Raw genomic sequence first — 26,954 nt, 5'->3', positions numbered from 1 at the left:
CCGGTACTTACCGGTCGGTAATGTGTCCTCGGTGTGGAGGTCCATGTGTCGCGTGCTGTGCCCAGATTCCGCCGTCCACGTCCACTCGCCCTGCTCGCCGGGGCGGCGCTCCTCGCCCCGCTCGCCCTGACCGGCGCCCCGCCCGCGTCCGCGGCCGGCCAGTACACCGTCACCCCGCTGGAGTTCACCGTGCGGGCCGGCGGCCGGTCGTGCACGGTCGACGCCGACCTCTACCGGCCGGCGGGGGTCGACGCGCGGCACCCGGCGCCGGCGGTCCTCGCCACCAACGGCTTCGGCGGCAGCAAGTCCGACGGCTCCACCGACGTCATCGGCAAGGCCTTCGCCGAACGCGGCTACGTCGGACTCGTCTACTCGGGTCTGGGCTTCGGCAAGTCCGGCTGTCTCATCACACTCGACGACCCCGCGATCGACGGCAAGGCCGCCTCGGGACTCGTGGACTTCCTCGCCGGCACCCGCGCCGCCGACGACGGCACCAAGGCCGACTACGTCACCACGGACGGACCGGGCGACCCGGTCGTCGGCATGATCGGCGGCTCGTACGGCGGAGCCATCCAGATGGCGACCGCATCCGCCGACCACCGCGTGGACGCGCTCGTCCCGTTGATCACCTGGAACGACCTGGCCTACTCGCTCGCGCCGAACGCCGCCGGAGCGTCCCGGGGAGTCTCCTCCGACACGCCCGGTGTCTTCAAGTGGCAGTGGACCAACGGCTTCTACCTGATGGGCGAGGGCCAGCCGCTGCTCGTCCCGAGCCTCGATCCGTCGCGCTTCGGCAGCCTCGGCTGTCTGCACTTCGCCGCGCAGGCGTGCGACATAATCCGCCTCCTGAACTCCGGCCGCTATCCGGCCGACGCGACCGAGGAAATGCTGACGTACGCGCGAAGCGTCTCGCCGGCCTCCTACCTGTCCGGTGTCACCGCGCCCACGCTGCTCGTCCAGGGGCAGGCCGACAGCCTGTTCAACCTCAACGAGGCGACGGCCACCTACCGGACGCTCGAGGCGCAGGGCACCACGACGAAGATGATCTGGCAGGCCTGGGGTCACAGCGGCGGCCAGGTGCCGGGCGAACTCGACCTCTCCACGGGCAATCTGGAGACCAGCTACGTCGGACAGCGCATCCTCGCCTGGTTCGACCGCTACCTCCACCACGACGAGTCCACCGCCACCGGACCCGAGTTCGCCTACTACCGCGACTGGGAGAGCGGCTACGGCACCGCGGCCGCCGTGCCCGCCCTGTCCCGGACCATGTACCTCTCCGGTGACGGCGCCCTGGTGGACAGCCGCTCGAAGGTCACACGCGGCAGCCGTCAGTACACCAACTGGCTCCTGCCGACCAGCCACTCCGAGAGCTCCCTCGCCGGACTCGTCGGGCTGTCCGACCCTGCCCCGTACGACACAAAGGGCACCTACCTCGGCTGGACCAGTGCGCCGCTGACCACGCCGGTGGACGTCGTCGGCGCGCCGAGGGCCACCCTGAAGGTCGTCTCCCCGAAGGCGGAACGGGTCCAGAACAGCGGCGACGCCGCGGACAGACTGACCCTGTTCGCGAAGGTGTACGACGTGGCACCCGACGGGACCCAGAAGCTGGTGAACCGTCTGGTCGCCCCCGTCCGCGTCCCCGACGTCACCCGCGCCTTCACTGTCGAGCTGCCCGGCATCGTGCACCGGTACGAGACCGGGCACCGGCTGCGGTTCGTGATCGCCGCGAGCGACACGGCGTACTTCGGCAACCGGGGCATCAAGCCGGTCACCGTGGTCAGCGCTCCGCAGGACACCGGCGTGCTGGAGCTGCCCGTCATCGGCTGACAATCACCCGTACGGCCCCGCTCCACAGCTCCCCGGACCCGGGGCGGCGCCATCCTGGGTCCGGGGACCGCCGTTCCCGGACCGGCACCTGGACGAGCGAAAGGGCAGCGCATGAGCCCCAAGGACGTATCGAGCGGCACCACGAACGCCTTCGCGCCGGCCCGGATCGCCGTCATCGTGCTCGCCATCCTGGCGGTCGTCTTCATCTGTGTGAACACCGCCGAGGTCACCATCCGCGTCATCATCCCCAAGGTCACCATGCCGCTCTGGGCGGCGCTGCTCGGCGTCTTCCTCGCGGGCGGGCTCTGCGGGGCCTACCTGTTCCGCAGGCGCGCCGCCCGGTAGGGCCCGGCGGTCCGGACCGCTCGCGGCCACCCGCCCTCCCCGGCCTTCCGCCGGCGTGGGGCAGCCTGAAAGGTGCCGCCGGGGGTACGCGTCCCATCACCGCCACGGGCGTACCGGACAGGGCGGGCAGCAGATGGAGGATGCGAACGTGCGGACTGTCGGTGTCGAGGAAGAACTGCTGCTCGTCGACTCGGAAAGTGGTGACGCCCGCGCCCTGTCGACGGCGGTGCTGGCCCTGGCGGAACGCCGCGCCGACGGTGAATCCGTCTTCGAGTCCGAACTGCACGACCAGCAGCTGGAGTTCGCCACCGAGCCGCGCAGTGGGATGAGCGACCTCGCGGAGGAGATCCTCCGCTGGCGGGCGGAGGCAGCCGACCGCGCGGCCGAGGCGGGCGCCGCCGTGGCGGCCCTGGCGACCTCACCGCTGCCGGTCAGCCCCTCCATCGGGGAGGGCGAGAGGTACCGGTGGCTGGCGGAACACTTCGGTCTGACCGCGCAGGAGCAGCTGACCTGCGGGTGCCATGTGCACGTGTCGGTGGAGTCGGACGAGGAGGGCGTCGCCGTACTGGACCGGATACGGCCATGGCTTCCGGTCCTGCTGGCCCTGAGCGCGAACTCCCCCTTCTGGCAGGCTCAGGACACTTCGTACGAGAGCTACCGGAGCAGGGTCTGGGGCCGCTGGCCGTCGGCGGGCCCGGTGGAGGTGTTCGGCTCCGCGGACCGCTACCACGAGCAGGTCCGGCAGCTGGTCGGCACCGGCGTCCTGCGCGACGAGGGGATGATCTACTTCGACGCGCGGCTCTCGCACCGCTATCCCACGGTGGAGATCCGGGTCGCGGACGTGTGCCTCGACCCGGCGGACACCGTGCTGCTCGCCACCCTCGCCCGCGGCCTGGTCGAGACCGCGGCGCGCGCCTGGCGGGCCGGTGACCCGCCGGACCCGGCGGCGGTGAGCGCACTGCGCCTGGCCGCCTGGCAGGCCGCCCACTCGGGCATGGAGGGACGGCTGCTCCATCCCCTCACCATGCGCCCCGAACCGGCCGCCGGCGTCGCGGGCGCCCTGCTCACCCATGTGCGTGACGCGCTGGAGGACAGCGGCGACCTCGCGGCGGCGGACAAGGCGCTGCGGACCCTGCTGGCACGGGGGACCGGGGCCCGGGCCCAGCGGGACCTGCTGGCGGGCTCGGACAGCCTTCGGGCCGTCGTGACCGAGTGCGCGGCGAGGACCCGTGGCTGACTGACGCGGCCGTCCGGGCGGGCACGGGAGCCGGGGGCGACCGCAGGGGTCACCCGGGGGGCTGCCCGCCCTCCGCCTCCGCGTCGACCACCTCGCCCAGCCGCTTGAGCATGGTCCGGTGCCTGATCTGGAGGACGGCGTCGAGGGCGACGTTGTGCAGGATGCCGCCGAGACCCTGCAGTGGGTGCTCGTCGAGCAGCACCAGGGTCTTGTCACCCCAGGTGCGGATGTCGAACGCGATGCGCGCCGTGCCCAGGGGCCCGCTGTACACCTCCAGTTCGAGGGCACCCGGCCGGTCGAGGCGGCGCACGGTGGTACGGCCCCGGAGCTCCTTCGGACCGAGCCGCAGGGTGTACTCGATGGAGGAGCCGACCTCCGGCCAGCGGCCTTCGAGGAGGCGGGAGTCGTGCGTCCCCACCACCCATCTCGCGTACTGGTCCGGTTGCTCCAGAACCGCCCACAGGGCCGACGGCGGCTGGTGAATCAGCTGATGGCGAATGGCCATGAACGCCTCCACACGGACATCGGGACGGTGGGCACGGTGGCGAAGTCACCAGAAATGCTACGTGACCCGCCCGGAGCCCACCCGTCGGAGCCGGCTCGTCCCGACCGTCACCCGGACGGCCTAACGAGGCCCCGGGTGTCCCATCGGTGGGCCGCCGCGCCCGTGCGGCCCAGGTCACCGGTGATCCGCCCGAAGTCCTGTTCACCGTACGGGCGAGCGGGCAGTAGAACGGATATGCATCATGCCGGCGAAACCCACCCGAAGAACTGAGGAGGGCGCATGCGCGCACTCACCTGGCAAGGACGGCGGGACGTCCGTGTGGAGACGGTCCCCGACCCCGTGATCCAGGATCCGACGGACATCATCGTCCGCGTCACCTCGACCGGTATCTGCGGATCGGACCTTCATCTGTACGAGGTGCTCGGCCCGTATCTCACACCCGGCGACATCCTCGGTCACGAATCGATGGGCGTCGTGGAGGAGACGGGCCCCGAGGTCACCGCCGTCAAGCGCGGGGACCGGGTCGTGATCCCGTTCAACGTCTCCTGCGGCGACTGCTTCATGTGCGACCAGGGACTCCAGTCCCAGTGCGAGACCACCCAGGTCCGCGAGTACGGGAGCGGAGCCGCCCTCTTCGGATACACCAAGCTCTACGGGCAGGTGCCGGGCGGGCAGGCCGAGCTGCTCCGTGTGCCCTTCGGCAACACCCTGCCGGTCAAGGTCCCCGACGGCCCGCCCGACGACAGGTTCGTCTTTCTGTCGGACGTCCTTCCGACCGCCTGGCAGGCCGTGGAGTACGCGGCCGTGCCGCCCGGCGGCAGCGTGACGGTCCTGGGGCTCGGGCCGATCGGCGACATGGCGGCCCGCATCGCGCTGCACCGCGGCGCAGGGCTGGTCATCGGCGTGGACCTGGTCTCCGACCGCCTGCAACGGAGCTCCGCGCGGGGCGTCCGGACCCTGGACCTGCGGGAGCACGGCAAGAACCTCACGGACGTCGTGCGCGATCTCACCGACGGGCGCGGCACCGACGCCGTCATCGACGCGGTCGGCATGGAAGCGCACGGAGCCCCCGTGGCCAAGGCCGGGCAGTGGGCCGTGGGCATGCTGCCCGACAAGGCGGCGCGCCCGCTCATGGAGCGCGCGGGCATCGACCGCCTCAGCGCCCTGCTCACCGCGATCGACCTGGTGCGCCGGGGCGGCACCGTCTCCATCTCCGGTGTCTACGGGGGCGCCGTCGACCCGCTGCCTCTGCTCAAGATGTTCGACAAGCAGATCCAGCTGCGGATGGGGCAGGCCAACGTCTGGAACTGGGTGCCCCACATCCTGCCGCTGCTCGTCGACGACGATCCGCTCGGGGTGGACGGCTTCGCCACTCACCACCTGCCGCTGGCCGACGGGCCGAAGGCGTACGAGACTTTCCAGCAGAAGGCGGACGGCATGGTGAAGACCCTGCTCACGCCGTGACCGCCGCCGGATCGCGGCAGGAGGAACGATGACGAACGCACCCCGGGGCCGCCGCGTCGTGGTCACCGGCGCCACCGGAAACGTGGGGACCAGCGTCGTCCGGTCCCTGGCCGGGGACCCCTCCGTGGCCTCGGTCCTCGGCCTGGCGCGACGCCGCCCGGAGCTCACCGTGCCCGGCGTGGAGTGGGGCACGGTGGATCTCGAACACGCCGACAGCCCCCGCAGACTGGCGGAACACCTGGCAGGGGCCGACGCCGTCATCCACCTGGCCTGGCGGTTCCAGCCCACCCATGACCCCGTCGTCACCTGGCGGAGCAATGTCGAGGGCTCACTGCGGGTCTTCGGCGCGGTCCGGGACGCGGGCGTGCCGGTGCTGGTCCACGCCTCGTCGGTGGGCGCCTACTCGCCGGGGCCGAAGCGGGAGCCGGGGGTGGACGAGCAGTGGCCCACCCACGGGTGGCCCGACGCGGCCTACTGCCGGGAGAAGGCCTACCTGGAACGCGTACTGGACACCTACGAGCTGCGGAACCCGGGAATCAGGGTGGTGCGGATGCGCCCGGGGTTCCTGTTCAAGAGGACCGCGGCGAGCGAGCAGCGCCGGATCTTCGCGGGCCGCTACCTGCCGGGCGGCCTGCTCCGTCCCGACCTGCTGCCCTTCGTCCCCGATCTCAAGGGTCTGCGCTTCCAGGTGCTGCACACGGACGACGCGGCCGAGGCATACCGGCTCGCCGTCACGAACGATGTGCGCGGCGCCTTCAATCTCGCCGCGGACTCCGTGACCGACGCCCGGCAGCTCGGCGAGCTGCTCGACGCCCGTGTCGTGCGCGCCCCGGTGGCCCTGGTGCGGAGCGCCCTGGCCGCCGCCTGGCGGGCACACGCCGTGCCGGCCTCCCCGCACCTGTTCGACGCCGTGCTGCGTCTCCCGGTCATGAACAGCGCCCGCGCCCGGGAAGAACTGGGCTGGCGGCCCGCGTACTCGGCCACCGACGCGCTGACCGCCTTCCTGCACGGCGTCTCCCGCGGCGAGGGGGAGGACACCGCGCCGCTGGCCGGCAGGCGGCTGGGATGAGCGCACCGACGAGCCCGGACGACCGGCAGGACGGAGCGCTCCCGTACGTTCCCGCCCGCGGCGGGGTGGCCGCGCTGCGCAGGGCCGCGGCGGACTGCCGGGGGTGCCCGCTCCACGAGAACGCGACGCAGACGGTCTTCGGCGCGGGCCCGGCCCACGCCCGTACGGTCGTCGTCGGGGAGCAGCCGGGTGACCAGGAGGACCGGGAGGGCGAGCCGTACGTCGGGCCCGCCGGCCGCCTCCTGCGGAAGGCGCCGGCGGACGCGGCCATCGACGAGGACCAGGTGTACTTCACCAACGCGGTGAAGCACTTCAAGTTCGCGCCCGTCGGAGAAGCGCGTAAGCGCCGCATCCACAAGGCGCCCGGCCTGAGGGAGCTGGCCGCCTGCCGCCCCTGGCTCACCGCGGAACTGCGGCGCGTCGACCCGGAACTGGTGGTGGCGCTCGGTGCGACGGCCGGCAAGTCACTGCTGGGCAACTCCTTCAAGGTGGCGGAGAGCCGGGGCGCCCTGCTGTACCTGCCGGGAGCCGAACTGCCCGCCACCGCCGGTGAGAAGCCGGACGACGACGGGGAGGCCCGGCGGCTCGTCGCCACCGTCCACCCCTCGGCGGTCCTCAGATCGAAGGACCGGGCCGAGGCCTACCAGGGGCTGGTGTCCGACCTCGGGGTGGCCGCAAGGTTCCTCGGCTGATCCGGTCCGGATATCGGCGGGACACGCGGGCGGCGGAGCGGCGAGGATGGGCCGCATGCGCACACTCGTAGTCCTCGACGCGCCCTCGAACCTCGGGCTGCGGCCCCCCGCACCCGGCACCGTGCCCGGCTGCTACAAACTGGCCGGCGCGCTCCGCGAGCAGCGGATCGTGCAGCGGCTCGGAGCATCGGAGGGCGGTGTCGTCGTACCGCCCCGTTACGACCGCGGCGACTGGCAGGAGGGGGACGGCGTCTTCAACGCCGCCGCCATCGCCCGCTACACCCGCACGCTCGCCGACCGGATCGAGGGGCACGTCAGGGCCGGTGAGTTCCCGGTCGTCCTCGGCGGCGACTGTTCCATCCAGCTCGGCGCCGCCCTGGCCCTGCGTCGCATCGGACGGTACGGGCTCGCCGCGATCGACGGGTCGGCGGACTTCCGGCACCTGGGCAACAGCGACCACGTCGGCGCGGCGGGCGGCGAGGAACTGGCCCTGTCCACCGGACGCGGGCAGGCCGACCTCACCGATCTGGAGGGGCTGGGGCCCTATCTCAAGGACGAGGACATCCGGCTCTTCGGCATGCGCGACCACGACGAGGACCGCGCCGAGATGGCCGCGCTGAAGATCTCCAACGCCACGGTGGGGGAGATCAGGGAATGGGGACCCGCCGACATCGCCCGAGCCGTGGTGCAGACCCTTGAGATCCCCGTCCTCGACGGCTTCTGGGTGCACCTCGACGCCGATGTGCTCGACCCGGGCGTCATGCCCGCCGTCGACAGCCCGGACGACGGCGGCCTGTTCCCCGACGAACTCGCCACACTGCTGCGGACCCTGGTCCGGTCACCGCGCTGCGCGGGACTCAACGTCACGATCTACGACCCCGATCTGGACCCGGACGGCACAGCCGGCGCGCTGCTCGCCGACCTGGTCGTCGGCGCCTTCGCCGAGGAGCCCGCCGGCTGAGCACGTCAGGCGAGTACGTTCCGGTCGACGTACTCGAAGACCGAGCCGTCCGGGTGCAGGGCGATCAGATTGCGGCCCGCGGGGGTGGGCACGGGGCCCGCGATGACCTTCGCGCCCACCCGCGTGAGTGCCGCGTGTGCCTCGTCGACGTCCTTGACCGCGATGGTCGCCGACACCTTGCGCAACACCTCCAACTGCGACTCGGGGCCGCTCATCAGCAGGAAGCAGCCGATCGCGGCCACCGAGACCCCGCCGCGCTCGAAGCGCTGTGCCGGGGTGCTGGTCAGGCCCTCGTAGAAGGCCACCGAGGCCTCCAGGTCGTCGACGCAGATACGCAGCGTGGTTCCCAGGATCTCCATGCCTACGAGGGTAGTTGGCGACCCGGCCGGATGTGATCGATTCCTGGGCCCGTCACCGGATCACACGCGGCAGAGCAGCTCGCCGTGGGGCACCATGAACCACGCGTCGGGCTCCTCGCCCCACGCACGCCAGGCATCCGCGATCGCCGTCAGCTGTCCGGCGCTCGCGTGCCCGCCGTCCACCGCCAGCTTCGCGTACACCGACGCGGTCGTGCGGTCAGCCCACAGGCCGCTCCACCACGCGCGGTTCTCCGGGGTGGCGAAGCACCAGGCCGCCGCCGTCGGGGTGATGTCGGTGAAGCCCGCCTGCCGCGCCCAGGACAGCAGCCGGCGTCCGGCGTCCGGCTCGCCGCCGTTCGCGCGGGCCACCCGGCCGTACAGCTCCAGCCACTCCTGCATCCCGGGCACCTCCGGAAACCAGGTCATGGCCGCGTAGTCGCTGTCACGGGCCGCGACGATGCCGCCCGGCCGGCAGACCCGCCGCATCTCGCTCAGCGCCCGCACCGGATCACTGACGTGCTGGAGCACCTGATGGGCGTGGACCACGTCGAAGGAGTCGTCGGGGAAGTCCAGGGCGTGGACGTCCGCCGTCGTGAAGTCCACGTTGTCCACGCCACGTTCGGCGGCGTTCAGCGCCGCGCGCTCCAGCACGTCGCTGCTGGTGTCGACCGCTGTCACCCGGCCGGGCGCCACCAGGGACGCGATGTCCGCGGTGATGGTGCCCGGCCCGCAGCCCACGTCCAGAACCGCCTGGCCCGGACGGAGTTCGCCGATCAGGTAGGCCGCCGAGTTGGCGGCGGTGCGCCACTGGTGGGAGCGCAGCACCGACTCGTGGTGGCCGTGTGTGTAGACCGCTGGTTCCTTGGGCATGGCCGTACGTCCTCTCTCGGACCTCAGTCGCGGGCGATGGGGACGACAGTACGCCGCGATGTCGCATTCTGAGATACGCGTCTCATGATGTGGTCCTCGTGTGGTCTCCCGCTACACCGGCATCGGGCAGTACACCGTCAAGGCCTCGGGCAGCTTGTCGATCAGCAACTCCGTCCCGGAGTGGGCCACTTCACCGTCGTACGCGTAGGGAGTCCCCGGCGCGAGGCCGGCGAGCCGCACCCTGCGGCGCCGTACCGCGGCGTGGACGGGTGACCGGCTGAGCGGTCCCGCGATCGCCGCGGCGAGCAGCCGGAGTCCGGGGGTGCGGCCGCCGTGCACCACACGCACGTCCAGCAGACCGTCCGCCAGATTGTGGCGGCGGCCCGGGGCCGGGCCCACCCGCTGGAACAGCCCGTTGCCCACGAAGAGCAGCCACAACGGCCGCCGCCTCCCCTGGAGTTCCGCCGTCAGCGGGCGTGATCCGCGCAGCGCCTCGAAGGCCGCGAGCACCCCGGCGGGCCAGCCGCCGATCCGGGGGGCCCAGTGCTCCCGGGTCCGCACGAGCTCCGGATACACGCCCAGGCTGAAGGCGTTGAGGAAGTAGCCGTCCGCCTCGCCCGGCCCCCTCGGCCCGGGCCTGAAACGGCCCAGGTCGACCCGGACCGCGTCGCCCGTGGTGAGCGCCGTCACCGTGTCCTGCACGGTCTCGATGCCGAGGTCGTACGCGAAGTGGTTGAGGGTCCCGCCGGGGAACACGGCGAGCGGCAGGCTGTGGGTCGCCGCGACGGCCGCCGCCATGTTGACCGTGCCGTCGCCTCCGCAGACACCCAGGGCCCTGCCCTCCCGTGCCGCCTTCTCCAGGCATCCCGACAGGTCGGCGGGCGCGCACTCGATCGTCTCCGCGAGCGGCAGCGCGTCGCGGATCGTCGTCGCCGCCGCGGTCGCGGAGCCGGACTCCCGGTTGACGACCACCACGAGGCCCTGGCCCGCCGCCAGCGCGGGGGCCTCGGCGGGCGGGCGGCCCGGGGCCGGGAGCTGTCCACGGGTCGGTACGACGCCCCGCAGTGCGAACGCGGCTCCTATGCCGAGCGCCGCACCGGCCAGCACATCGCTCGGATAGTGGACCCCGGTGTAGACGCGGGAGGCGGCGACCGCCGCCGCCACCGGGGCGACGACCGCGCCCCAGCCCTTCGACTCCAGGGCGACGCCGGTCGCGAACGCCGCCGCGGACGCGGCGTGCCCCGACGGGAAGGACGTGGTGAACGGCTGCCGCTTCAGCTGCCTCATGACCGGAACCAGATCCACTATCGGGCGTTCCCTGCGCACCGCTCCCTTGCCCACGGTGTTGATGGCGGCCGAGGCCACGGCCAGGGAGGCGACGCCGCGCAGCGCCGCCCTGCGGGACCGCGCGCTGGAGCCCAGCGCCGCCATGCCCGCGGCGGCCCCGAACCACAGCAGGCCGTGGTTGGCGCTGCGGCTCAGCCGTGGCAGGACCGGCTCGGCGCCGGGCCAGTGTCTTTCGGCCACGCGCTGGAACGCGGCGAGGTCCCGTTGGTGGAACCAGGCCCGCCAGCGGCCGGGGGAGGGGAGGCTGCTCGTTGTCGACATGGGTCAGCGAATACCCTGCGACCGGGCGGTGAACCAGGAGGCGCGCACAGCGAGCCCCGTCGGATCTCGGCGGAATCAGATGGGAAGCGCCGAATTGCCCCGTCCCGCCTGCTCCGTCGCACCGAGGGCGTTGCCCGGACAAGTTTCCTGCCGCTAGCCTGCGTTCGTGATTCCGGTCACTGACCGGAGTGTCGAACGAGATTGGCGGGCGATCATGGGGCGACTCGTCCCTGCGGTGACCAGGGCGCTGGATGTTCTCGAGCTCTTCCTCCAGAGCGAGGGGACCCTCTCGGCTCCCGAGGTCACACGCAAGCTCCAACTGCCGCGGACCACCGTGCACGAACTGCTCACCACGCTCGCCGCGCGGTCCTACCTGGTCACGGTCCCGGAGCAGCCTGGCCGCTACCGGCTGGGCGTGCGCACCTACCAGCTGGGCAGCCGTTACGCCGAACAGCTCGACCTGGCGGCCGAGGGACAACAGGTGGCCCGTGAGGTCGCAGAGACCTGCGGCGAGACGGTACACGTGGCGATCCTGGAGGACACCGAGGTCATCTACATCGCCAAGGTGGACTCCACCCACGCCGTCCGTATGGTCTCGGCCGCGGGCCGGAAGCTGCCCGCGCACTGCACCTCCGTCGGCAAGCTGCTGCTCGCGGCGCTCCCGGAGGCGGAGCTCGACGCCCGCCTCGACGGACGCGAGCTCATGGCCATGACCGACAACAGCCTCACCGACGCCACGGAGCTGCGGGAGGCACTCGCCGTCGTCCGCAAGCGGGGCATAGCGGTGGAGCACCGGGAGTCGAACCCGGATGTGAGCTGTGTGGCCGCGCCCGTCAGGGACCGCTCCGGACGTGTCGTCGCCGCGCTCTCCATCTCGGTCCCGATGATCCGCTGGAGCGAGGAGCGCGAGGCGGAACTCGCGCAGCTCGCGGCGGGCGGCGCCGACGCGCTGTCCGGCCGGCTCGGACACCACCGGCCGCAGACATGAGGCCGGCTCTGGAGGTGGCCGTGCGTGAGCAGGCCGAGCTGGGCGAAGGCCCCACCTGGGACCCGGCCACCGGGCGGCTGATCTGGGTCGACATCCTCTCGGCCCGCGTCCACACCTACGACCCGTCGACCGGCCGCCGTACGGTCATGGCCACCGGCCAGCACGTCGGGGCGGCGAAACCCCGGGCGGGCGGCGGCCTCGCGGTCGTCCTGCGGGACGGGGTCGGACTGTACGACGCGGCGGGTGCCTTCTCCTGGCTGGTGCACGACCCCCTCCCCGGGCGGCGGGGCAACGACGCGGCCGTGGCACCGGACGGCGCGCTCTGGGCGGGCACCATGCGCTACGACGAGGCGGAGGGGGGCGGCACCCTGTCCCGTATCGCCCCGGACGGCACGGTGAGCCGGGTCCTGGACTCGGTGACCGTCAGCAACGGCACGGGATGGAGCCCCGACGGCCGGCTCATGTACTACATCGACACCACCACACGGCGTATCGACGTCTTCGACGTGGACGGGGAGCGTGTCCTGAACCGGCGGCCCTTCGCGGAGACCGAGCAGGGCGCCGGATGGCCCGACGGGCTGACGGTGGACGCCGACGGCTGCGTGTGGACCGCCTTCTGGGACGGTGCGGCGATACGGCGCCACACCCCTGACGGCCGGGTCGACCGTGTCGTGGACCTCCCGGTCCGCCGGCCCACGGCGTGCGCGTTCGGCGGGCCCGGCCTCCGCGACCTGTACGTGTCCACCGCCCGGACGGGCCTGGACTCCCCGCACCCGCTCTCGGGCTCCCTGCTCGTGCTGCCGGACGCGGGGCAGGGGCTGCCGGGGGCGCCGTTCGCCGGATGAGCGGGGCGGGTGGACGGCGTGCGTATTTCTGCCGCCTCCGGGACCGGTGCGCGGGCGGACCCCGGGGAACCTCCGTATAAAGGGGGCCAGAGGGACGCAGGCGGAGGGAGGCCCCGGGATGCACTGGAGCGAGCGGCGGCGGCCCCGCCCGCCCGGCGAGGACCACGGCCCGGTCCGGTACGGGCCGCCCGCCCCCGACCCCGGCCTCCCCGTGCTGCCCGAGCTCGCCGGCGTACTGGCCGCGTCGGCTGCGCGGACCCGCCCCGAACCGCCCGGTGGCGGAACGATTCTGCGCGAGGCGGCCCGCGCCTACTGGGAGCGCCGGGGCCTCCACGGCGGCCCCGAGGGCATCGCGGCGGCCCCGGGCGCCCAGCCGCTCCTCCTCGCGCTGATCGCCGCGCACGGCGGCGACGTGCTCATGCCCCGGCCCTGCCCGGCCACCTGGATGCCCCAGGCGCGGCTGCTGGGCAGGCCCGCCTACCACGTGCCGACGCCCGCCGAGTGCGGCGGCATCCCCGACCCGTACGCCCTGCTGGAGACCGTCCGCAGGGTGCGCGCCGAGGGCGGCAGGCCCCGGCTGCTCCTGATCTCCGTGGCCGACGACCCGACCGCGACCCTCGCCCCGCCGGAACTGGTCCGCGAGGCGTGCGAGGCCGCCGTCTCCGAAGGGCTGCACATCGTCAGCGACGAGACCTGGCGCGACACCCTGCACCGGCCCCACGACACCGTCCTCCTCAGCCCCGCCGAGATGTGCCCGGACGACGTCACCGTCCTCTCCGACCTGGCCGGAGCGCTCACCCCCTCCGCCTGGCCGGTGGCCGTCGCACGCTTCCCGTCCACCGCGCGCGCCGCCGCGCGCCGCGCCCGGGTCCTCGACATCCTCACCGCGCTCGGCGCCCTCGTCGCGGAGCCGGTCGCCCGGGCCGCCGCCCACGCGCTGGGCGAACCCGAGGCCGTCAGGGCAAGGATCCGGCAGGCGGCGCACCTCCAGTCCCACGTCGCCTCAGCCGCCCACCGCGCGGTGCTCACCGTGGGCGCGCTCGCCAGGCCGCCGCAGGCCGGCCGCCACCTCTACGCCGATCTGGGACCGCTGCGCACGCGGCTGGCCGACCGGGGCGTCACGGACTCCATGGAGCTGGAGGAATACCTGACGGAACGGCTCGGCGCACCGGCTCCCGGCGGGCACCGGTTCGGGGACGAACCGGTGGCGCTGCGGGTGCGGCTGAGCACCGGGCCGCTCCTCGGCTCAACCCCGGAGCAGCAGACGGAGTCCCTCACTGCGGTGGAGCCCTTGGAATTGCCCCATGTCGCCCGAGCACTGAGCATTTTCGCAGCAGCCCTCGATGAACTCCGATGACAGGAGCCTCTCGATGACGGAACAGACCGAGCGTCCGTTCGCCGGAGCCGGCCGCGCGCCCAGCCGTCCCCTCGACGCTCCACGCCCCCTCGGTGAGCCGCGGACCTGGCCCCGCAGCTTCGCCGACCGCCTCACCGCGCCCCTCCCGGGTGTCAGGGGCATGACCCGTCTGGCCAGGGAGCGTGCCCTGCGGCCCAACGCGGAGGGGCTCCGAGGCGTTCACCGGCTGCCGTACGCCCCCCAGCCACTCCCGGCCACGGACGCCGGCACGACGGCCGTTACCTGGGCCGGACATGCCAGCTGGATCATCCGCATCGGGGGACTCACCGTCCTCACCGACCCCGTCTGGTCACGGCGCATCCTGGGCACCCCCGCCAGGATCACCCCCGTCGGCGTCCCCTGGGACGCACTGCCGCACGTCGACGCGGTCCTCATCAGCCACAACCACTACGACCACCTCGACGCCCCCACGCTCCGCAGACTCCCGAGGGACACCCCGCTCCTCGTCCCCGCGGGTCTGGGCCGCTGGTGCCGGCGCCGCCGCTTCACCTGCGTCACCGAGCTCGACTGGTGGGAGTCGGTGGAACTGGGCGGAGTCCGGTTCGACTTCGTGCCCTCCCACCACTGGTCCAAGCGCACCCTCCTGGACACCTGCCGGTCCCTGTGGGGAGGCTGGGTGCTCGGCGACGGGCAGGGGCGGCGGCTCTACTTCGCGGGGGACACAGGCTACGGCCACTGGTTCAAGGAGATCGGCCTCCGCTATCCCGGCCTGGATCTCGCGATGCTGCCGATCGGGGCGTACGAGCCGCGCTGGTGGCTCTCGGACGTCCACACCGACCCCGAGGAGGCCGTGCAGGCGTACGAGGACCTCGGGGCCCGCGCGATGGCCCCCATGCACTGGGCGACGTTCCTGCTCTCCGCCGAACCGGTCCTCGAACCGCTGACCCGGCTCCGTACCGCCTGGCAGCGGGCCGGGCATCCGCGCGCCGACCTCTGGGACCTGCCGGTCGGCGCCTCACGTGTTTTCGAGTACTGACGCCGTGCCCCGTCGGCACACCGGACACTCAGTCGGCCGTACGCGCCCGCAGCCGCCTCCAGAGCGCCGGCGTCCCGCTGATCAACAGCGTCAGCACGACCGCCGCGAGCACGCCCTCCCAGGGCTCGGCGAACAGCGAACCCCCCAAGATCCCGATCAGCTGGTACGTCGCCGCCCAGGCCAGACACGCGGGTATGTCGCCCCGGGCGAACTGCTTCAGCGGCATCTCGCCGAGCAGGCAGGCCAGCATCACCGGTATGCGCCCGGCGGGCACCAGCCGGGACAGGACCAGCACCATCGTGTCGTGCTCGTCCAGCTTCCGCTGTGCCTGGGCGAGCCGTTCCGGAGCGGCCCTGCTGGTGATCGCCTCCAGCCACTTCGACCCGTGGCTGGACCGGACCCCACGCTGCCCCAGCCAGTACAGGCAGATGTCCCCGAGGAACGCGGCGCCCGACGCCACGGCGAACACCACGAGCAGCGCGAACGGTGAGGTCTGGTGGAGCGTCACCACGGCCGCCGTACTCACCAGTGCTCCCGTGGGCACCACCGGCACCAGCGACCCCAGCGCCACGAGCAGGAACAGCGACGGATAGCCGACGGCCTGCTGCGTCGACTCCGTCGGCAGCTGCCCCAGCACTTCCTCTATCACCTACGGGCCTCCGGCCTCACATGCTCGCCGTGCCCCAGCCGGTGCACCGCCACTTCCGGTGCCACCCGCGCCGCCTGCCGCACGAACTCGTCGCCCGGCGCATGGAACTCGTGCGGCTTGACCCCGTCCATCCCGATCGGCCAGTACGTGCCGTAGTGCACCGGCACCGCGGACCGCGGCTCCAGCAGGGTCAGCACCTGCGCGGCGCGGGTCGCGTCCAGATGGTGGTGACCCAGATTGGGCCCCCAGCCGCCCACCGGCAGCAGCGCCACGTCCACCGGCCCCACGGCGTCGGCCATGCCTTCGAAGAGCCCGGTGTCCCCCGCGAAGTAGGTGCGGGCCTCGCCCTCGACGACATAGCCGAGAGCGGGCACCCGGCGCGGGCCGACCGGCAGCCGGCGCCCGTCGTGCAGAGCCGGAACCGCCCGGACCAGGACCTCGCCGACCCGCACCTCGTCGCCCGGCGCGACCTCGGAGATCCGCAGCCCGCGCGCCCGGCGCAGCAGCCGGAGGCCCGGGACGGCCCCTACGGCGCCGCGGGGCACGATCAGCAGGCTGCCGGGGGCGAGACGGGCCAGGGAGGGAAGATGCAGATGGTCGGAGTGCAGGTGGGAGATCAGGACGGCGTCGGCGACCGCGGCCTCCGGCGGCGGTACCTCGCCCCGGCGCCGGCGCAGATGCGCGAAGCGCCGCGCGAACAGCGGGTCGGTCAGCACCCGGACTCCGGTGTCCTCGATCGTGCAGGTGGCATGACCCCACCAGGTGACCTCCACCGCCCTGCCTCCTCGTTCCCGCCCGCGCCGGCCGCGTACTCGTGTGTGTACTCGTGTTCGTGCTCGTACGAGAGTAGGCGCTCGGCGCTCCTCCCACGCCGGAGTGCTCCTTCGCGCCCGGCCCGGCACGCCTGCGGGCGATTACGGAGGGCTACCTCAGGGGTAGGGTCGTGGCCGGCGTCCGAGCCCCGGAAAGGGCCCGGGGCCTGGGAAGATCCCGAAACGGCTATGACAGGCTTGATGCGGGCCCATGACGGAAACGGGGCCCGGACGTGAGGTGGAACGACGTGAGCGACGGGCGATGGCGCAGGGCGGGGGGAACCCTCATACGCGTGATCTCGGTATGGGCCGTCTCCACGCTCACCATGCTGGCGCTGGCGGGGATACTGCCCGACTTCCAGCTCCAGGCCGACGACGGTGACACCGTCACCAGGACCGCCTTCACCGCGGCCTGGGGCGCGGGTGCCTTCGGTCTGCTGTCCGCGCTGGTGTGGCCGGTGCTCGTCAGAGCGCTGCTCATCGTGCCCGCCCTGGTGCTGGGCGCCCTGGTCTTCTTCCTCAACGGCTCGCTGCTGCTGATCGCCCTGCGGCTCATCCCGGACGGGCGCGGGGACGCGAACCCGGAGACCGCCGTCGTGGTGGCCGCCGTCATGTCGGCCGTCGCCTCCGCCACCTCCACGGCCCTCGCGGTCCGTGACGACGACGCCTACCGGCGCAGGCTCTCCCGCCTCGCGGACCGGCGCCGCAGACGCAGCGGCACGCCGCAGACCGCCGACGGCGGCCGTGGCGGCCCGCCCGGGATCGTGTTCGTCCAGCTCGACGGCGTGGGCCACGACGTACTGGAACAGGCCGCGGCCGACGGACTCATGCCGACCGTGGCCGGTCTGCTCTCCGACGAGGCGGGCCACCGGCTCACCCCGTGGACCACGGACTGGTCCAGCCAGACCGGCGCCAGCCAGCTCGGCATCCTGCACGGCAGCAACTTCGACGTGCCGGCCTTCCGCTGGTTCGAGAAGGAGACCGGCACCGTCATGGTCTCCAGCAGACCGGCGAGCGCCCTCGAACTGCAGCGCAGGGCCATCGCCCGCACCCATGACGGCGGCCTGCTGACCGTAGACGGCGCCAGCCGCGGCAACCTCTTCAGCGGCGGCGCGGACCAGCTCGCCCTGGTCCTGTCGATGGCCGCCAGACTCGGCAAGGGGCGCCGCTCGCGCGCCGGCTACTTCGCCTACTTCTCCGACCCGGCCAACGCCGTCCGTACAGCCCTGTCCTTCGTCGCCGAGGTGGGGCGTGAGATCGGCCAGTCCGTCCGGGCACGGGTGCGGAAGGAGGTCCCCCGGGTCAAGCGCGGCGGGCTGTACCCCTTCATCAGGGCGTTCGCGACCGTCGTCGAACGCGACGTGGTCGTCGCCGCGGTGATCGGCGACATGTTCGCGGGCCGCACCGCGGTCTACGCCGACCTGGTCGCCTACGACGAGGTGGCCCACCACTCCGGCCCGTTCAGCAGGGACGCGGAGAAGGTCCTGACACGGCTCGACCGGTCGCTGGGCCTCATCCTCAAGATCGCGGACCACACCCCGCGCGACTACCGGATCGTGCTGCTGTCCGACCACGGCCAGAGCCCGGGGGAGACGTTCGCGGGGCGGTACGGCCTCACGCTCAAGGATCTCGTACGGGCCGGCTGCGGGCTGCCCGTACCCCGCAGGGCCCAGCGCACCCGCAGCGCGTCCGAGGCGCGCGACGCCGTACGCATCGCACTCCACAGGCCGGTCGCCGGGGAGCAGGAGGCCGAACACCCGGCCAAGTCCTCGGATCCGGTGGTGCTCGCCTCCGGCAATCTCGGGCTGCTGTCGTTCCCGGACATCGAGGGGCGGGCCACGCGTGAGCAGCTCGACCGGCGCTACCCCGCACTGCTCGGCACGCTCGCCGCCCACCCGGGCATCGGCTTCCTGCTCGTGGGGAGCCAGAGGCACGGGTCGGTGGTGCTCGGACCGGGCGGGGCGGAGGTCCCGGTGGCGGAGCTCGCGGACGGGGAGGGGCCGCTGGCCGTCTTCGGGGCCGGTGCGGCGGATGCGGTGCGGCGGACCGACGGCTTCCCGCACGTCGCGGACGTCATGGTCAACTCGATGTACGACCCGGAGACCGGCCGCGTGCACGCCTTCGAGGAGCAGATCGGATCGCACGGCGGACTGGGCGGTGCACAGTCCCGGCCGTTCCTGCTGTGGCCGCGGACACTGACGGACCCCCTCGACGCGGTGGCGGCCGACGCTCCTCGGGGGGCGTCTCCGGCCGGTCCTGGGGGCGTACCTCCGGCCGGCCCGGTGGGGGCGGAGGCGGTGCACCGGGTGCTGGCACGCTGGCTGAGGGAGCTGTCCGGGCCCCAGGTGCCGCTGCGGCAGGAGGGTTTCACCGGGGCGGTGCGGGTGGACGAACCCTTCCCGGCCGGTCGACCGCTGCCGACCGGAAGGCCGCTCTCGGACGGACCGGTCTCGGACGGACCGGTCTCGGACGGACCGGCCGACGCGCATGTTCCTGTCCCCGCCGATGGCCCGGATTCCGGCGACGCCGTCCCGGATCCAGGCGATGCTGTTCCGGGCCCACGCGGCTGAGAGGCCCTGGGCGTCAGGCGGACTCGCGCCGCACGAGCGTCGGGTGGAAGACCACCGAAGGTGCGGGACCGGTGCCCGGTGCGCCGATCTGCTTCAGGAGGAGCCGGGCCATCTCGGAGGCCATCTCCTCCACCGGCTGACGCACGGTCGTCAGCGGCGGATCGCACGCCACCGCCGCGTTGCTGTCGTCGAAACCCACCACCGCCACATCCCCCGGCACGTCCTTGCCCGCGCGGAGCAGCACGGGCAGGGCGCCCAGCGCCATCAGGTCCGAGGCGATGAACACCGCGTCCAGATCCGGCCGTTCACCCAGCAGCCGGCGCATCGCCGAAGCCCCGCCCGACTGGGTGAAGTCCCCCTCGGCGGTCACCACGTCCCCGATACCGTGCTGCTCCAGCGCGTCCAGGAAGCCGGTCAGACGGACCTGGCCCGCGGGCATGTCCTGCGGACCCGCCACCGTTCCGACACGCCGACGGCCCAGGGCCGCCAGATGGTCGGCCGCCATCCGGGCACCCGCCCGCTGGTCCGCCTCGACGTAGGTGAGCGGCGAGGGCCGCCGGGGCCGCCCGGCCAGCACGGCGGGCAGCCGGGTGTCGTGGAGCAGGCCGGGCAGCGGGTCGTCGGCGTGCGAGGAGATCAGCACGACCCCGTCGACGTGCCCCTGGCGGAGGTATGACAGGAGTTGATTGCGGGAGCTCTCGTCGTCGGAGAGCATCAGCACCATCTGGATCCCGGCGGGACGCAGCACGTCCATCAGCCCGCCGACCACGCGTCCGAAGTGTGGGTCGGAGAACATCCGGCCGATGAACGGCTCGGAGACCGGGCGCCGTTCACGCTCGGACACCACCAGGGCGATCGAATCGGTGCGCCGCGTCACCAGCGAACGCGCAGCACGGTTGGGGACGTAGCCGGTGGCGGCCACCGCTTCCTCCACCACCCGCCGCAACGCCGGGTCCACCGTGGTCGCGCCGTTGATCACGCGGGACACGGTCGCCCGGGAGACGCCCGCCACCGCGGCCACGTCCTCCAAGGTGGCGGGGCGTACGGGCGGCGATACGTCGGCAGTCATGCAGTCTTTATACAAGGTGGTCGGACAGGCATGCGAAGGGTTCTCCGGCACGTCAGCGGATGTGCGTGCCCGCGTGCGGGGCGGCCAGGGCGGACACTCGCGTCACCCGCGCGGTGACGAGCGCCCTGGCCTCCGCCCGGGTGCCCGCCGGCACCTGGCCGGAGGGCGTTGTCAGTGGGGGGCGGCAGGATGGTGGTCATGACGACGAACTCAGTCGGTGTGCTCGCCGACACCGCCGCCTACGCGGCCGCTGTGGAAGAGGCCGCGCGTGCCGCCGCCGCGTATTACGCCACAGGTGAGAGCACGCTCGACGACGATGCGTACGACCGCCTGGTGCGGGGGATCGCGGCCTACGAGGAGGAGCACCCGCAGGAGGTGCTGGACGCCTCGCCGACCGGGAAGGTCGCGGGCGGGGCGGCTTCGGGGGACGTGCCGCACACCGTGCCGATGCTCTCGCTGGACAACGTCTTCTCCGCCGAGCAGTTCGTCACCTGGACCGCCTCCGTGGAGCGGCGTATAGGCAGGTGTGTCGCCGCGTGGAGCGTGGAGCCGAAGCTCGACGGTCTCGCCGTCGCCGCACGCTACCGGCAGGGCCGCCTCGACCGGCTGATCACCCGGGGTGACGGGACGGCCGGGGAGGACGTCTCGCACGCGATCGGTACGGTGCTCGGTCTGCCCGAGCGGCTCGGCGCTCCCGTCACCCTGGAGGTGCGCGGCGAGATCCTCATGACCAACGAGCAGTTCGAGCAGGCCAACACCGTGCGGACGGAGCACGGAGCCGCTCCCTTCGCCAATCCGCGCAACGGGGCGGCGGGCACCCTGCGGGCCAAGGACCGTCCGTACCGGGTGGAGATGACCTTCTTCGCGTACGGCGCGCTCGCGCTGCCCGGATCCGGCGAGCTGACCGCCACCCTGGCCCAACTCCCGCACAGCGAGGTCCTGGAGTACGTCGCGGGGCTGGGCGTGCACACGGCCGCGGACACCGCCGTCGCCCCGCGCACCGTCACCACGGTCGACGAGGTGCAGGCCGGGGTCGAGGACATCGCCTCCCTGCGCGCGTCCCTGCCGTTCGGGATCGACGGCATCGTGATCAAGGCGGACCTGGCGGCCGACCAGCGCGACGCGGGATCGGGTACGCGGGCGCCGCGCTGGGCCATCGCCTACAAGCTCCCGGCGGTGGAGAAGGTCACCCGGCTGCTGGATGTCGAATGGAACGTCGGCAGGACCGGCATCATCGCCCCCCGCGCCGTGCTGGAGCCCGTGGAGATCGACGGATCCACCGTCAGCTACGCCACCCTGCACAACCCGGCCGACATCACGCGCCGCGATCTGCGGCTGGGGGACCAGGTGATGGTCTACAAGGCGGGCGACATCATCCCGCGTATCGAAGCGCCGGTCGCGCATCTGCGGACGGGTGAGGAGAAGCCGGTCGAGTTCCCCGAGGTCTGCCCCCAGTGCGGCTCGGAGATCGACATGAGCGAGCAGCGCTGGCGCTGCGTCCGGGGCCGCGACTGCCGCGTGGTCGCCTCCATCTCCTACGCGGCCGGCCGTGACCAGCTCGACATCGAGGGGCTCGGCGCGACCAGGGTCGTCCAGCTCGTCGACGCCGGACTCGTCCGGGACTTCGCCGATCTCTTCATGCTGGAGCGGGAGCAGCTGCTCTCGCTGGAGCGGATGGGGGAGACCTCAACCGACAATCTGCTGGCGGCCGTCGAGGCGGCGAGGACCCGTCCGCTCTCCCGCGTCTTCTGCGCCCTCGGCGTGCGGGGCACGGGCCGCTCCATGTCCCGCCGGATCGCCCGCTACTTCGCCTCGATGGACCGGATCGTCGCGGCGGACGCGGAGGCGTTGCAGCAGGTCGACGGAATCGGCAAGGAGAAGGCGGCGGCGGTCGTCACCGAGCTCGCGGAGCTGGCGCCGCTGATCGGCAAGCTGGTGGCCGCGGAGGTCAACATGACGGAGCCCGGTGCGACTCCTCCGCCGGAGCCGGGGGCCGAGCCGGAGAGCGGGGCGGAGCCGGAGCGCGGAGCGGAGGACCGGACGGCGGCCGGACTGCCGCTCGCCGGGATGACGGTCGTGGTCACCGGAGCCATGACCGGGTCTCTGGAGAAGCTCTCGCGCAACCAGATGAACGAGCTGATCGAGCGGGCCGGCGGGAAGTCCTCCTCCAGCGTCTCCAAGCGCACGAGCCTGCTGGTCGCCGGCGAGAAGGCGGGGTCCAAGCGGACCAAGGCCGAGGAACTGGGGGTCCGGATAGCCGCGCCCGAGGAGTTCGCCGCGCTGGTCGAGAGCTACCTCACTGCGGGGGTGTGAAAGGTACACACGGGGGCAAGCCTTGGAATCGTCAAGGGAGTGGCCTTTCCGTGCCATGTATTGCATAGTGAGGGCTCGATCATGCCTCGCTATCAGCGGTCGATAAGTCCGGGCGGCTGGGGGCGGCAGACCTGAGGGTGAGGGCCCGATGCGTACTTCGCGTGACGGACGACGGCGTGGCCTGCCGGTCCTCCGGCAGCGGGTCGCACACGCGGGAGCCGCGCCCCGTCCCGCTCCCGTCAGAGGACTGGCCATCGACCTGGGCAGCTCCGGGGCCCGCGCCTGGGTCCCGGGGCGGGGCCTCGTCGCCGACGGGCCTGCCGGGTGGCAGGACCACGCCGGCCGGCCGGTCCGGCGTGGGCGCATCGTCGACGCGGCGTCCTGCGCCGGACTGCTGGGACGCCTCGCCGACACCGCGCTGGGCGACCACCGGCAGGACAGCGTGATCGTGCTGAGCCACCCGGTCCTGGCCGGCCGGGAACACCGCGCGCTGGCGGGGGAGCTCCTCGCCGCTCTGGGAGCCTTTGGGGCGGTGGTGGTGAACAGCGCCAGTGCCGTGGCGGCGTCCGTCGGGCTGTTGGGCAGCGGTCCCGTGCTGGTCGTCGACATGGGTGCCGAACTGACCGAAGTCGCCGTGCTCGTGGACGGAAGGGTCGTCGACGCCCGCCAGGCCGACGCGGGACTCAGCGATCTCGCACCGCGGACGCTGCCGGCGGAACTCGTCCGTAGCGTCCTCGATATGATCACGTCCATGTGGCGTGAGGACCAGTACGGAGCGGTGCGCGGAGCGTTGCGCCGTGGGCCCGTGCTCACCGGTGGCGGCGCGCTCCGCCGCGACGTCACCGACCTGATCGCCGGCCGCCTCGGTGTGCCGGTGCGCATCGCCCCCGACCCTTCGACCGCTGTCGTACGGGGCGCCGCACTGATCCTGGGCTCCGTGCCGGCCTACGCCGCCGGTTCCGGTGCCGTGTCCCTCCGCCCGGTCCGGCTGAGGTGAGCCCCCTCCCGGGGGCACCCCGGGGGAACGCGCCCCCGAGGGCGCCGCACGGCTCACGACCGCACGACACGCGGACGCTCGGCCCGACGCCGCACGCCACGGGGACGCTCGGCCCAGGGCCGCACGCCACGCAGGCCCTCGGCCCAGGGCCGCACCACACGCTGGTTCTCGGCCCGATGCCGCAGACCAGGCGGACACCGGGCCCACGGCCGCACCCCCCGGGAGGACAGAAAGCGCGACCGCATGACGCGGCGCGCCACGAGGTGCGGCACCTTCTTGCCGCGCTGCTCCTCACCGTCCTGACTCTTCTCGGTGGCGCGCCGGCCACCGCCGGAACCACACTCCCCGCGCCCGGCCCCGGCGCCGCGAACGCCGTGACCGGCGCTGTTCACGTTGCCGTCCCCGCCGCGCAGGCCGCCGCCGAGGACATCGTCGATCCCGCCGTCGGCCTGGTGCCGCGTGCGGGCGCCGACCGCCCCCATGCTCCGCACCACGTTCCCCCGCCCGGCCACGGCGCCCTGACACCGCGCCCGCAGGGCCTCCCCCTGCCGCGGGGCATCGCGCCGGGAGCAGCGGGCGCGGGCCCCTTCGTCGTCGTAAGGGCAGGGGCGGCGCTTCCCGGGGTGCGGGGCCCTCCAGGGGTGACGGCCGGTCAGCCGGCCCTTCGCCGGTCCTGTTCCACAGACCCGTCGCCCCGCCCTTCCCTCTGAGGCCTGGGCGGACGACGCCCACCCAAGGGGACTCCCATGACTCGCGCCACCACGGTGCGAGCGGTTCTGGCTGCCGCCGTTCTGCTCGTCTCCGTGTTCATCACGCTGACCATGTCACCCAGACTCGGCCTCGACCTCCAGGGCGGCACCCGCATGGTGCTGCAGGCCAAGGACTCCGGCACCGCGAAGGCGGACCGGGAGAGCACGGACCGCACCCTGGAGGTTCTGCGGCAGCGCATCGACTCACTCGGCGTCGCCGAACCCGTCCTGACCCGCTCGGGTGAGGACCGGATCATCGTCGAACTGCCCGACGTCCAGGACCCGCGCCAGGCCTCCGAGGTCCTGGGCCGAACCGCACAGCTCAGTTTCCACGCCGTCCAGGGTCCCGGAACCCAGGAGCAGAAGGACGCGAAGGCCGGCACGGCGGGGGACGGGCCGACGCTCCCCGACGAGCAGGGCGGACTCCTCGATCTCGGACCCGCCCAGCTCTCCGGAGCCGGGGTGAAGGACGCCACCGCGGACTTCGACGCCCAGCAGGGCACCGGCTGGAGCGTTTCGCTCGACTTCCACAAGGACGCGGGCAGGAAGTGGACCGATCTCACCGGGGAAGCCGCGTGCAACCCGGCCCAGGACGAACGGCGCCGCGTCGCGATCGTCCTCGACGGGAAGGTCATCTCCTCGCCGCAGGTCGATCCGTCGGTCGGCTGCAAGACGGGCCTGCCCTCCGGATCCACCCAGATCACCGGCTCGTTCAGCGCCGATGAGGCACGCGACCTCGCCCTGCTCATCAAGGGCGGCGCACTCCCGGTCCCCGTGGAGATCGTCGAGCAGCGGACCGTCGGCCCGACCCTCGGGGCCGCCGCCATCGAGGCCAGCGCCCAGGCGGCCCTCATCGGCGCCGCAGCCACGGCGCTCTTCATCACCTTCATGTACCGGCTGTTCGGCGCGCTCGCCGCACTCGCCCTCGCCGCTTACGGAGTGGTCTCCTACGCGGTGCTCGTCGTCCTCGGCGTCACCCTGACCCTGCCGGGACTCGCCGGCTTCGTCCTCGCCATCGGGATGGCGGTCGATGCCAATGTCCTTGTCTTCGAACGGGCCCGGGAGGAGTACGCGGAGCGGCGGAACGGTTCACTGCGCTCCGCGCTGAGCGCCGGATTCCGCAACGCCTGGAGCGCCGTCGCCGATTCCAACGTCACCACACTGATCGCCGCCGGCCTCCTCTTCCTCCTCGGCTCGGGGCCGGTCAAGGGCTTCGGAGTCACCCTCGCCATCGGTGTCCTGGTCTCCATGTTCTCGGCGCTCGTCATCGCCCGGGCGCTCACCGAGACCGCCGCGGGATCCCGGTTCGTCGGTGACTACGCGGGCGTCAACGGCCTCGCACGGCCCGGCCGCGTACGCACCTGGCTGAACGCCCGCGACCCCCACCTGTTCCGGGCACCGCGCCGCTGGCTGATGATGTCCGCCGCGCTCGTCCTCGTCGCCGTGACCGGCATCCTCGTGCGCGGAGTGGACCTGGGGGTCGAATTCACCGGCGGGCGGCTCGTGGAGTACTCCACCAGCCGTCCCGTCGACGTCGAGACCGCCCGGGACACGATCGCCGCCGCGGGATTCACCGACGCCGAGGTCACCACCGCGGGCGAGCACGACCTCTCCGTACGCACCGGGAAACTGGACAACGACGGGGAACACGCCCTGCGGACCGCGCTCGCCGAGGAGGGCGGCGGGGCCACGAAGGTGCGCGACGAGCTGATCGGCCCCAGCCTCGGGGACGAACTGCGGCGTAACGCCCTGATCGCCCTGGGCGTGGCCGTGCTCGTGCAACTCGCCTACCTCGCGGCCCGCTTCCGCTGGACGTTCGCCGTGGCGTCGGTCGGGGCCCTGGTCCACGACGTCGTCATCCTGGTCGGCGCCTTCGCCTGGCTCGGACGCCCCGTCGACGGCATCTTCCTGGCCGCACTGCTCACCGTCATCGGTTACTCCGTCAACGACTCCGTGGTGGTGTTCGACCGGGTACGGGAGCTCTGGGCCAGGAACCGGCGCACCCCGGTCGCCGACGTGGCCAACCGCGCCGTCCTGCAGACCGTCCCACGCACCGTCAACACGGGGATGGGCGCCCTGTTCATCCTGGTCGCCCTCGCGGTGCTGGGCGGCGACTCGCTGGCGGACTTCGCGCTCGCCCTTCTCATCGGCGTCTGCGTGGGGACGTACTCCTCGGTGATGACCGCCGTACCGGGAGCGCTTCTCCTGGAGCGGAGCAGCATGGCCCCGCCGCCCGCCCGCAAACGGACACCGCGGCGCGGGAAGACGGTCGGCAAGCCGCGCCGTGACCCCGCAGACAACGGGGCACGCGTGTAGACGGTTCTGCTCGGCTCACCGAGCCCATGCAGCGGTAACCCGCCAGGACCCGGACGGACTTGGCGCCACCGAGGCTCCTGTGCCGGTGGGCCGAGGCATCGACCGCCTCGCCCACGGGTGCGGGAGCCTCGTGCGTCACGGCTGTCGCCCCGGCGGAACCGTAGCCACATATGGAATATCCGCCTATGTGGGAGGAGAGATTCACCGGTACGGATCGCGCCGAACATTGGCTGGATCGGGAGAACCACAATGGACAAGTGCGGCGAGATCACCTGACAAGCCGGCCCAAAAGGAACGTCCTTCCTTGCCTTCCCCC

At 72.8% G+C, this 26,954-nt stretch carries 23 protein-coding genes; 15 read left to right on the top strand and 8 right to left on the bottom strand.

Annotation, left to right across the window (positions count from 1 at the left end; all coding sequences use genetic code 11):
* Positions 1–33: 33 nt before the first annotated feature.
* The 3 genes from AB0P41_RS05180 (at position 34) to AB0P41_RS05170 (ending at position 3,409) form a co-directional block, all read left to right on the top strand.
* Positions 34–1,827, top strand: coding sequence for a CocE/NonD family hydrolase (locus tag AB0P41_RS05180; protein ID WP_365930182.1), 1,794 nt, complete (start codon positions 34–36; stop codon positions 1,825–1,827).
* A 111-nt stretch (positions 1,828–1,938) separates the two neighbouring features.
* On the top strand, positions 1,939–2,172 hold the full coding sequence (locus AB0P41_RS05175) for a DUF1049 domain-containing protein (protein ID WP_365930180.1): 234 nt from the start codon (positions 1,939–1,941) through the stop codon (positions 2,170–2,172).
* Between the two features lie 133 nt (positions 2,173–2,305).
* On the top strand, positions 2,306–3,409 hold the full coding sequence (locus AB0P41_RS05170; protein WP_365930178.1) for a glutamate--cysteine ligase: 1,104 nt from the start codon (positions 2,306–2,308) through the stop codon (positions 3,407–3,409).
* Positions 3,410–3,458: 49 nt separating this feature from the next.
* Here AB0P41_RS05170 and AB0P41_RS05165 read toward each other — a convergent pair whose 3' ends face one another.
* On the bottom strand, positions 3,459–3,914 hold the full coding sequence (locus tag AB0P41_RS05165) for an SRPBCC family protein (protein ID WP_356713482.1): 456 nt from the start codon (positions 3,912–3,914) through the stop codon (positions 3,459–3,461).
* A gap of 279 nt (positions 3,915–4,193) precedes the next feature.
* Here AB0P41_RS05165 and AB0P41_RS05160 point away from each other — a divergent pair, with 279 nt between their 5' ends.
* Genes AB0P41_RS05160 through AB0P41_RS05145 form a run of 4 tightly spaced genes read left to right on the top strand, consistent with a single transcriptional unit; the run spans position 4,194 to position 8,100 of the window.
* Entirely contained in the window at positions 4,194–5,378 is a 1,185-nt protein-coding gene (locus AB0P41_RS05160) for an alcohol dehydrogenase catalytic domain-containing protein (RefSeq protein ID WP_365930176.1), read from the top strand.
* Positions 5,379–5,406: 28 nt separating this feature from the next.
* Entirely contained in the window at positions 5,407–6,447 is a 1,041-nt protein-coding gene (locus AB0P41_RS05155; protein WP_356713478.1) for an NAD-dependent epimerase/dehydratase family protein, read from the top strand.
* Positions 6,444–7,139, top strand: coding sequence for a UdgX family uracil-DNA binding protein (locus AB0P41_RS05150; RefSeq protein ID WP_365930173.1), 696 nt, complete (start codon positions 6,444–6,446; stop codon positions 7,137–7,139). The genes AB0P41_RS05155 and AB0P41_RS05150 overlap by 4 nt, the downstream gene beginning before the upstream one ends.
* 55 nt (positions 7,140–7,194) lie before the next feature.
* A complete protein-coding gene (locus tag AB0P41_RS05145; RefSeq protein WP_356713474.1) occupies positions 7,195–8,100 on the top strand; it encodes an arginase family protein in 906 nt (301 codons plus the stop codon).
* Positions 8,101–8,105: 5 nt separating this feature from the next.
* On the opposite strand, the gene AB0P41_RS05140 is transcribed toward AB0P41_RS05145, so the two are convergent.
* From AB0P41_RS05140 to AB0P41_RS05130, 3 genes are all read right to left on the bottom strand, one after another.
* Positions 8,106–8,459: a VOC family protein gene (locus tag AB0P41_RS05140; protein ID WP_356713472.1), complete on the bottom strand. Its 354-nt coding sequence runs from the start codon at positions 8,457–8,459 to the stop codon at positions 8,106–8,108.
* Positions 8,460–8,519: 60 nt separating this feature from the next.
* A complete protein-coding gene (locus tag AB0P41_RS05135) occupies positions 8,520–9,329 on the bottom strand; it encodes a methyltransferase domain-containing protein (protein ID WP_365930171.1) in 810 nt (269 codons plus the stop codon).
* A gap of 111 nt (positions 9,330–9,440) precedes the next feature.
* The gene (locus AB0P41_RS05130; RefSeq protein WP_356713468.1) at positions 9,441–10,937 is read right to left on the bottom strand and encodes a phosphatase PAP2 family protein; all 1,497 of its coding nucleotides are present in this window, start codon (positions 10,935–10,937) and stop codon (positions 9,441–9,443) included.
* 214 nt (positions 10,938–11,151) lie between these two features.
* Here AB0P41_RS05130 and AB0P41_RS05125 point away from each other — a divergent pair, with 214 nt between their 5' ends.
* From AB0P41_RS05125 to AB0P41_RS05110, 4 genes are all read left to right on the top strand, one after another.
* Positions 11,152–11,925, top strand: coding sequence for an IclR family transcriptional regulator (locus AB0P41_RS05125; protein WP_356713466.1), 774 nt, complete (start codon positions 11,152–11,154; stop codon positions 11,923–11,925).
* Positions 11,922–12,770, top strand: coding sequence for an SMP-30/gluconolactonase/LRE family protein (locus tag AB0P41_RS05120; protein WP_356713464.1), 849 nt, complete (start codon positions 11,922–11,924; stop codon positions 12,768–12,770). The genes AB0P41_RS05125 and AB0P41_RS05120 overlap by 4 nt, the downstream gene beginning before the upstream one ends.
* Positions 12,771–12,888: 118 nt before the next feature.
* The gene (locus AB0P41_RS05115) at positions 12,889–14,127 is read left to right on the top strand and encodes an aminotransferase class I/II-fold pyridoxal phosphate-dependent enzyme (RefSeq protein ID WP_365930168.1); all 1,239 of its coding nucleotides are present in this window, start codon (positions 12,889–12,891) and stop codon (positions 14,125–14,127) included.
* Positions 14,128–14,140: 13 nt separating this feature from the next.
* Positions 14,141–15,163, top strand: coding sequence for an MBL fold metallo-hydrolase (locus AB0P41_RS05110; protein WP_356713460.1), 1,023 nt, complete (start codon positions 14,141–14,143; stop codon positions 15,161–15,163).
* 28 nt (positions 15,164–15,191) lie between these two features.
* Here the strand turns inward: AB0P41_RS05110 and AB0P41_RS05105 are convergent, their stop codons facing one another.
* Both AB0P41_RS05105 and AB0P41_RS05100 read right to left on the bottom strand, forming a co-directional pair.
* Complete coding sequence (locus tag AB0P41_RS05105) at positions 15,192–15,812, bottom strand: VTT domain-containing protein (protein WP_356713458.1); 621 nt, start codon at positions 15,810–15,812, stop codon at positions 15,192–15,194.
* Positions 15,809–16,585: an MBL fold metallo-hydrolase gene (locus tag AB0P41_RS05100; protein ID WP_356713456.1), complete on the bottom strand. Its 777-nt coding sequence runs from the start codon at positions 16,583–16,585 to the stop codon at positions 15,809–15,811. The genes AB0P41_RS05105 and AB0P41_RS05100 overlap by 4 nt, the downstream gene beginning before the upstream one ends.
* A 287-nt stretch (positions 16,586–16,872) precedes the next feature.
* On the opposite strand from AB0P41_RS05100, the gene AB0P41_RS05095 reads away from it, so the two are divergent.
* Positions 16,873–19,194 carry a phage holin family protein gene (locus AB0P41_RS05095; protein ID WP_365930165.1) on the top strand — a complete coding sequence of 774 codons (2,322 nt, stop codon included), beginning with the start codon at positions 16,873–16,875 and terminating at the stop codon, positions 19,192–19,194.
* Positions 19,195–19,207: 13 nt separating this feature from the next.
* Here the strand turns inward: AB0P41_RS05095 and AB0P41_RS05090 are convergent, their stop codons facing one another.
* Positions 19,208–20,263 carry a LacI family DNA-binding transcriptional regulator gene (locus AB0P41_RS05090; protein WP_365930163.1) on the bottom strand — a complete coding sequence of 352 codons (1,056 nt, stop codon included), beginning with the start codon at positions 20,261–20,263 and terminating at the stop codon, positions 19,208–19,210.
* A 198-nt stretch (positions 20,264–20,461) separates the two neighbouring features.
* On the opposite strand from AB0P41_RS05090, the gene ligA reads away from it, so the two are divergent.
* Positions 20,462–22,576, top strand: a complete 2,115-nt coding sequence (gene ligA / locus AB0P41_RS05085) for an NAD-dependent DNA ligase LigA (protein ID WP_365930160.1) — start codon at positions 20,462–20,464, stop codon at positions 22,574–22,576.
* A 148-nt stretch (positions 22,577–22,724) separates the two neighbouring features.
* Positions 22,725–23,573, top strand: a complete 849-nt coding sequence (locus AB0P41_RS05080) for a rod shape-determining protein (protein ID WP_365930158.1) — start codon at positions 22,725–22,727, stop codon at positions 23,571–23,573.
* Positions 23,574–23,626: 53 nt separating this feature from the next.
* Here the strand turns inward: AB0P41_RS05080 and AB0P41_RS05075 are convergent, their stop codons facing one another.
* The gene (locus tag AB0P41_RS05075) at positions 23,627–24,055 is read right to left on the bottom strand and encodes a hypothetical protein (RefSeq protein ID WP_356713446.1); all 429 of its coding nucleotides are present in this window, start codon (positions 24,053–24,055) and stop codon (positions 23,627–23,629) included.
* A gap of 264 nt (positions 24,056–24,319) precedes the next feature.
* On the opposite strand from AB0P41_RS05075, the gene secD reads away from it, so the two are divergent.
* A complete protein-coding gene (gene secD, locus AB0P41_RS05070; protein WP_365930155.1) occupies positions 24,320–26,638 on the top strand; it encodes a protein translocase subunit SecD in 2,319 nt (772 codons plus the stop codon).
* The last annotated feature ends 316 nt before the right edge of the window (positions 26,639–26,954 follow it).

The sequence above is a fragment of the Streptomyces sp. NPDC079167 genome (genome assembly GCF_040686735.1).
Taxonomy (GTDB): domain Bacteria; phylum Actinomycetota; class Actinomycetes; order Streptomycetales; family Streptomycetaceae; genus Streptomyces.
The sequence above is the reverse complement of the archived record's forward strand: the minus strand, read 5'-3'. Positions and strand labels throughout refer to the sequence as shown.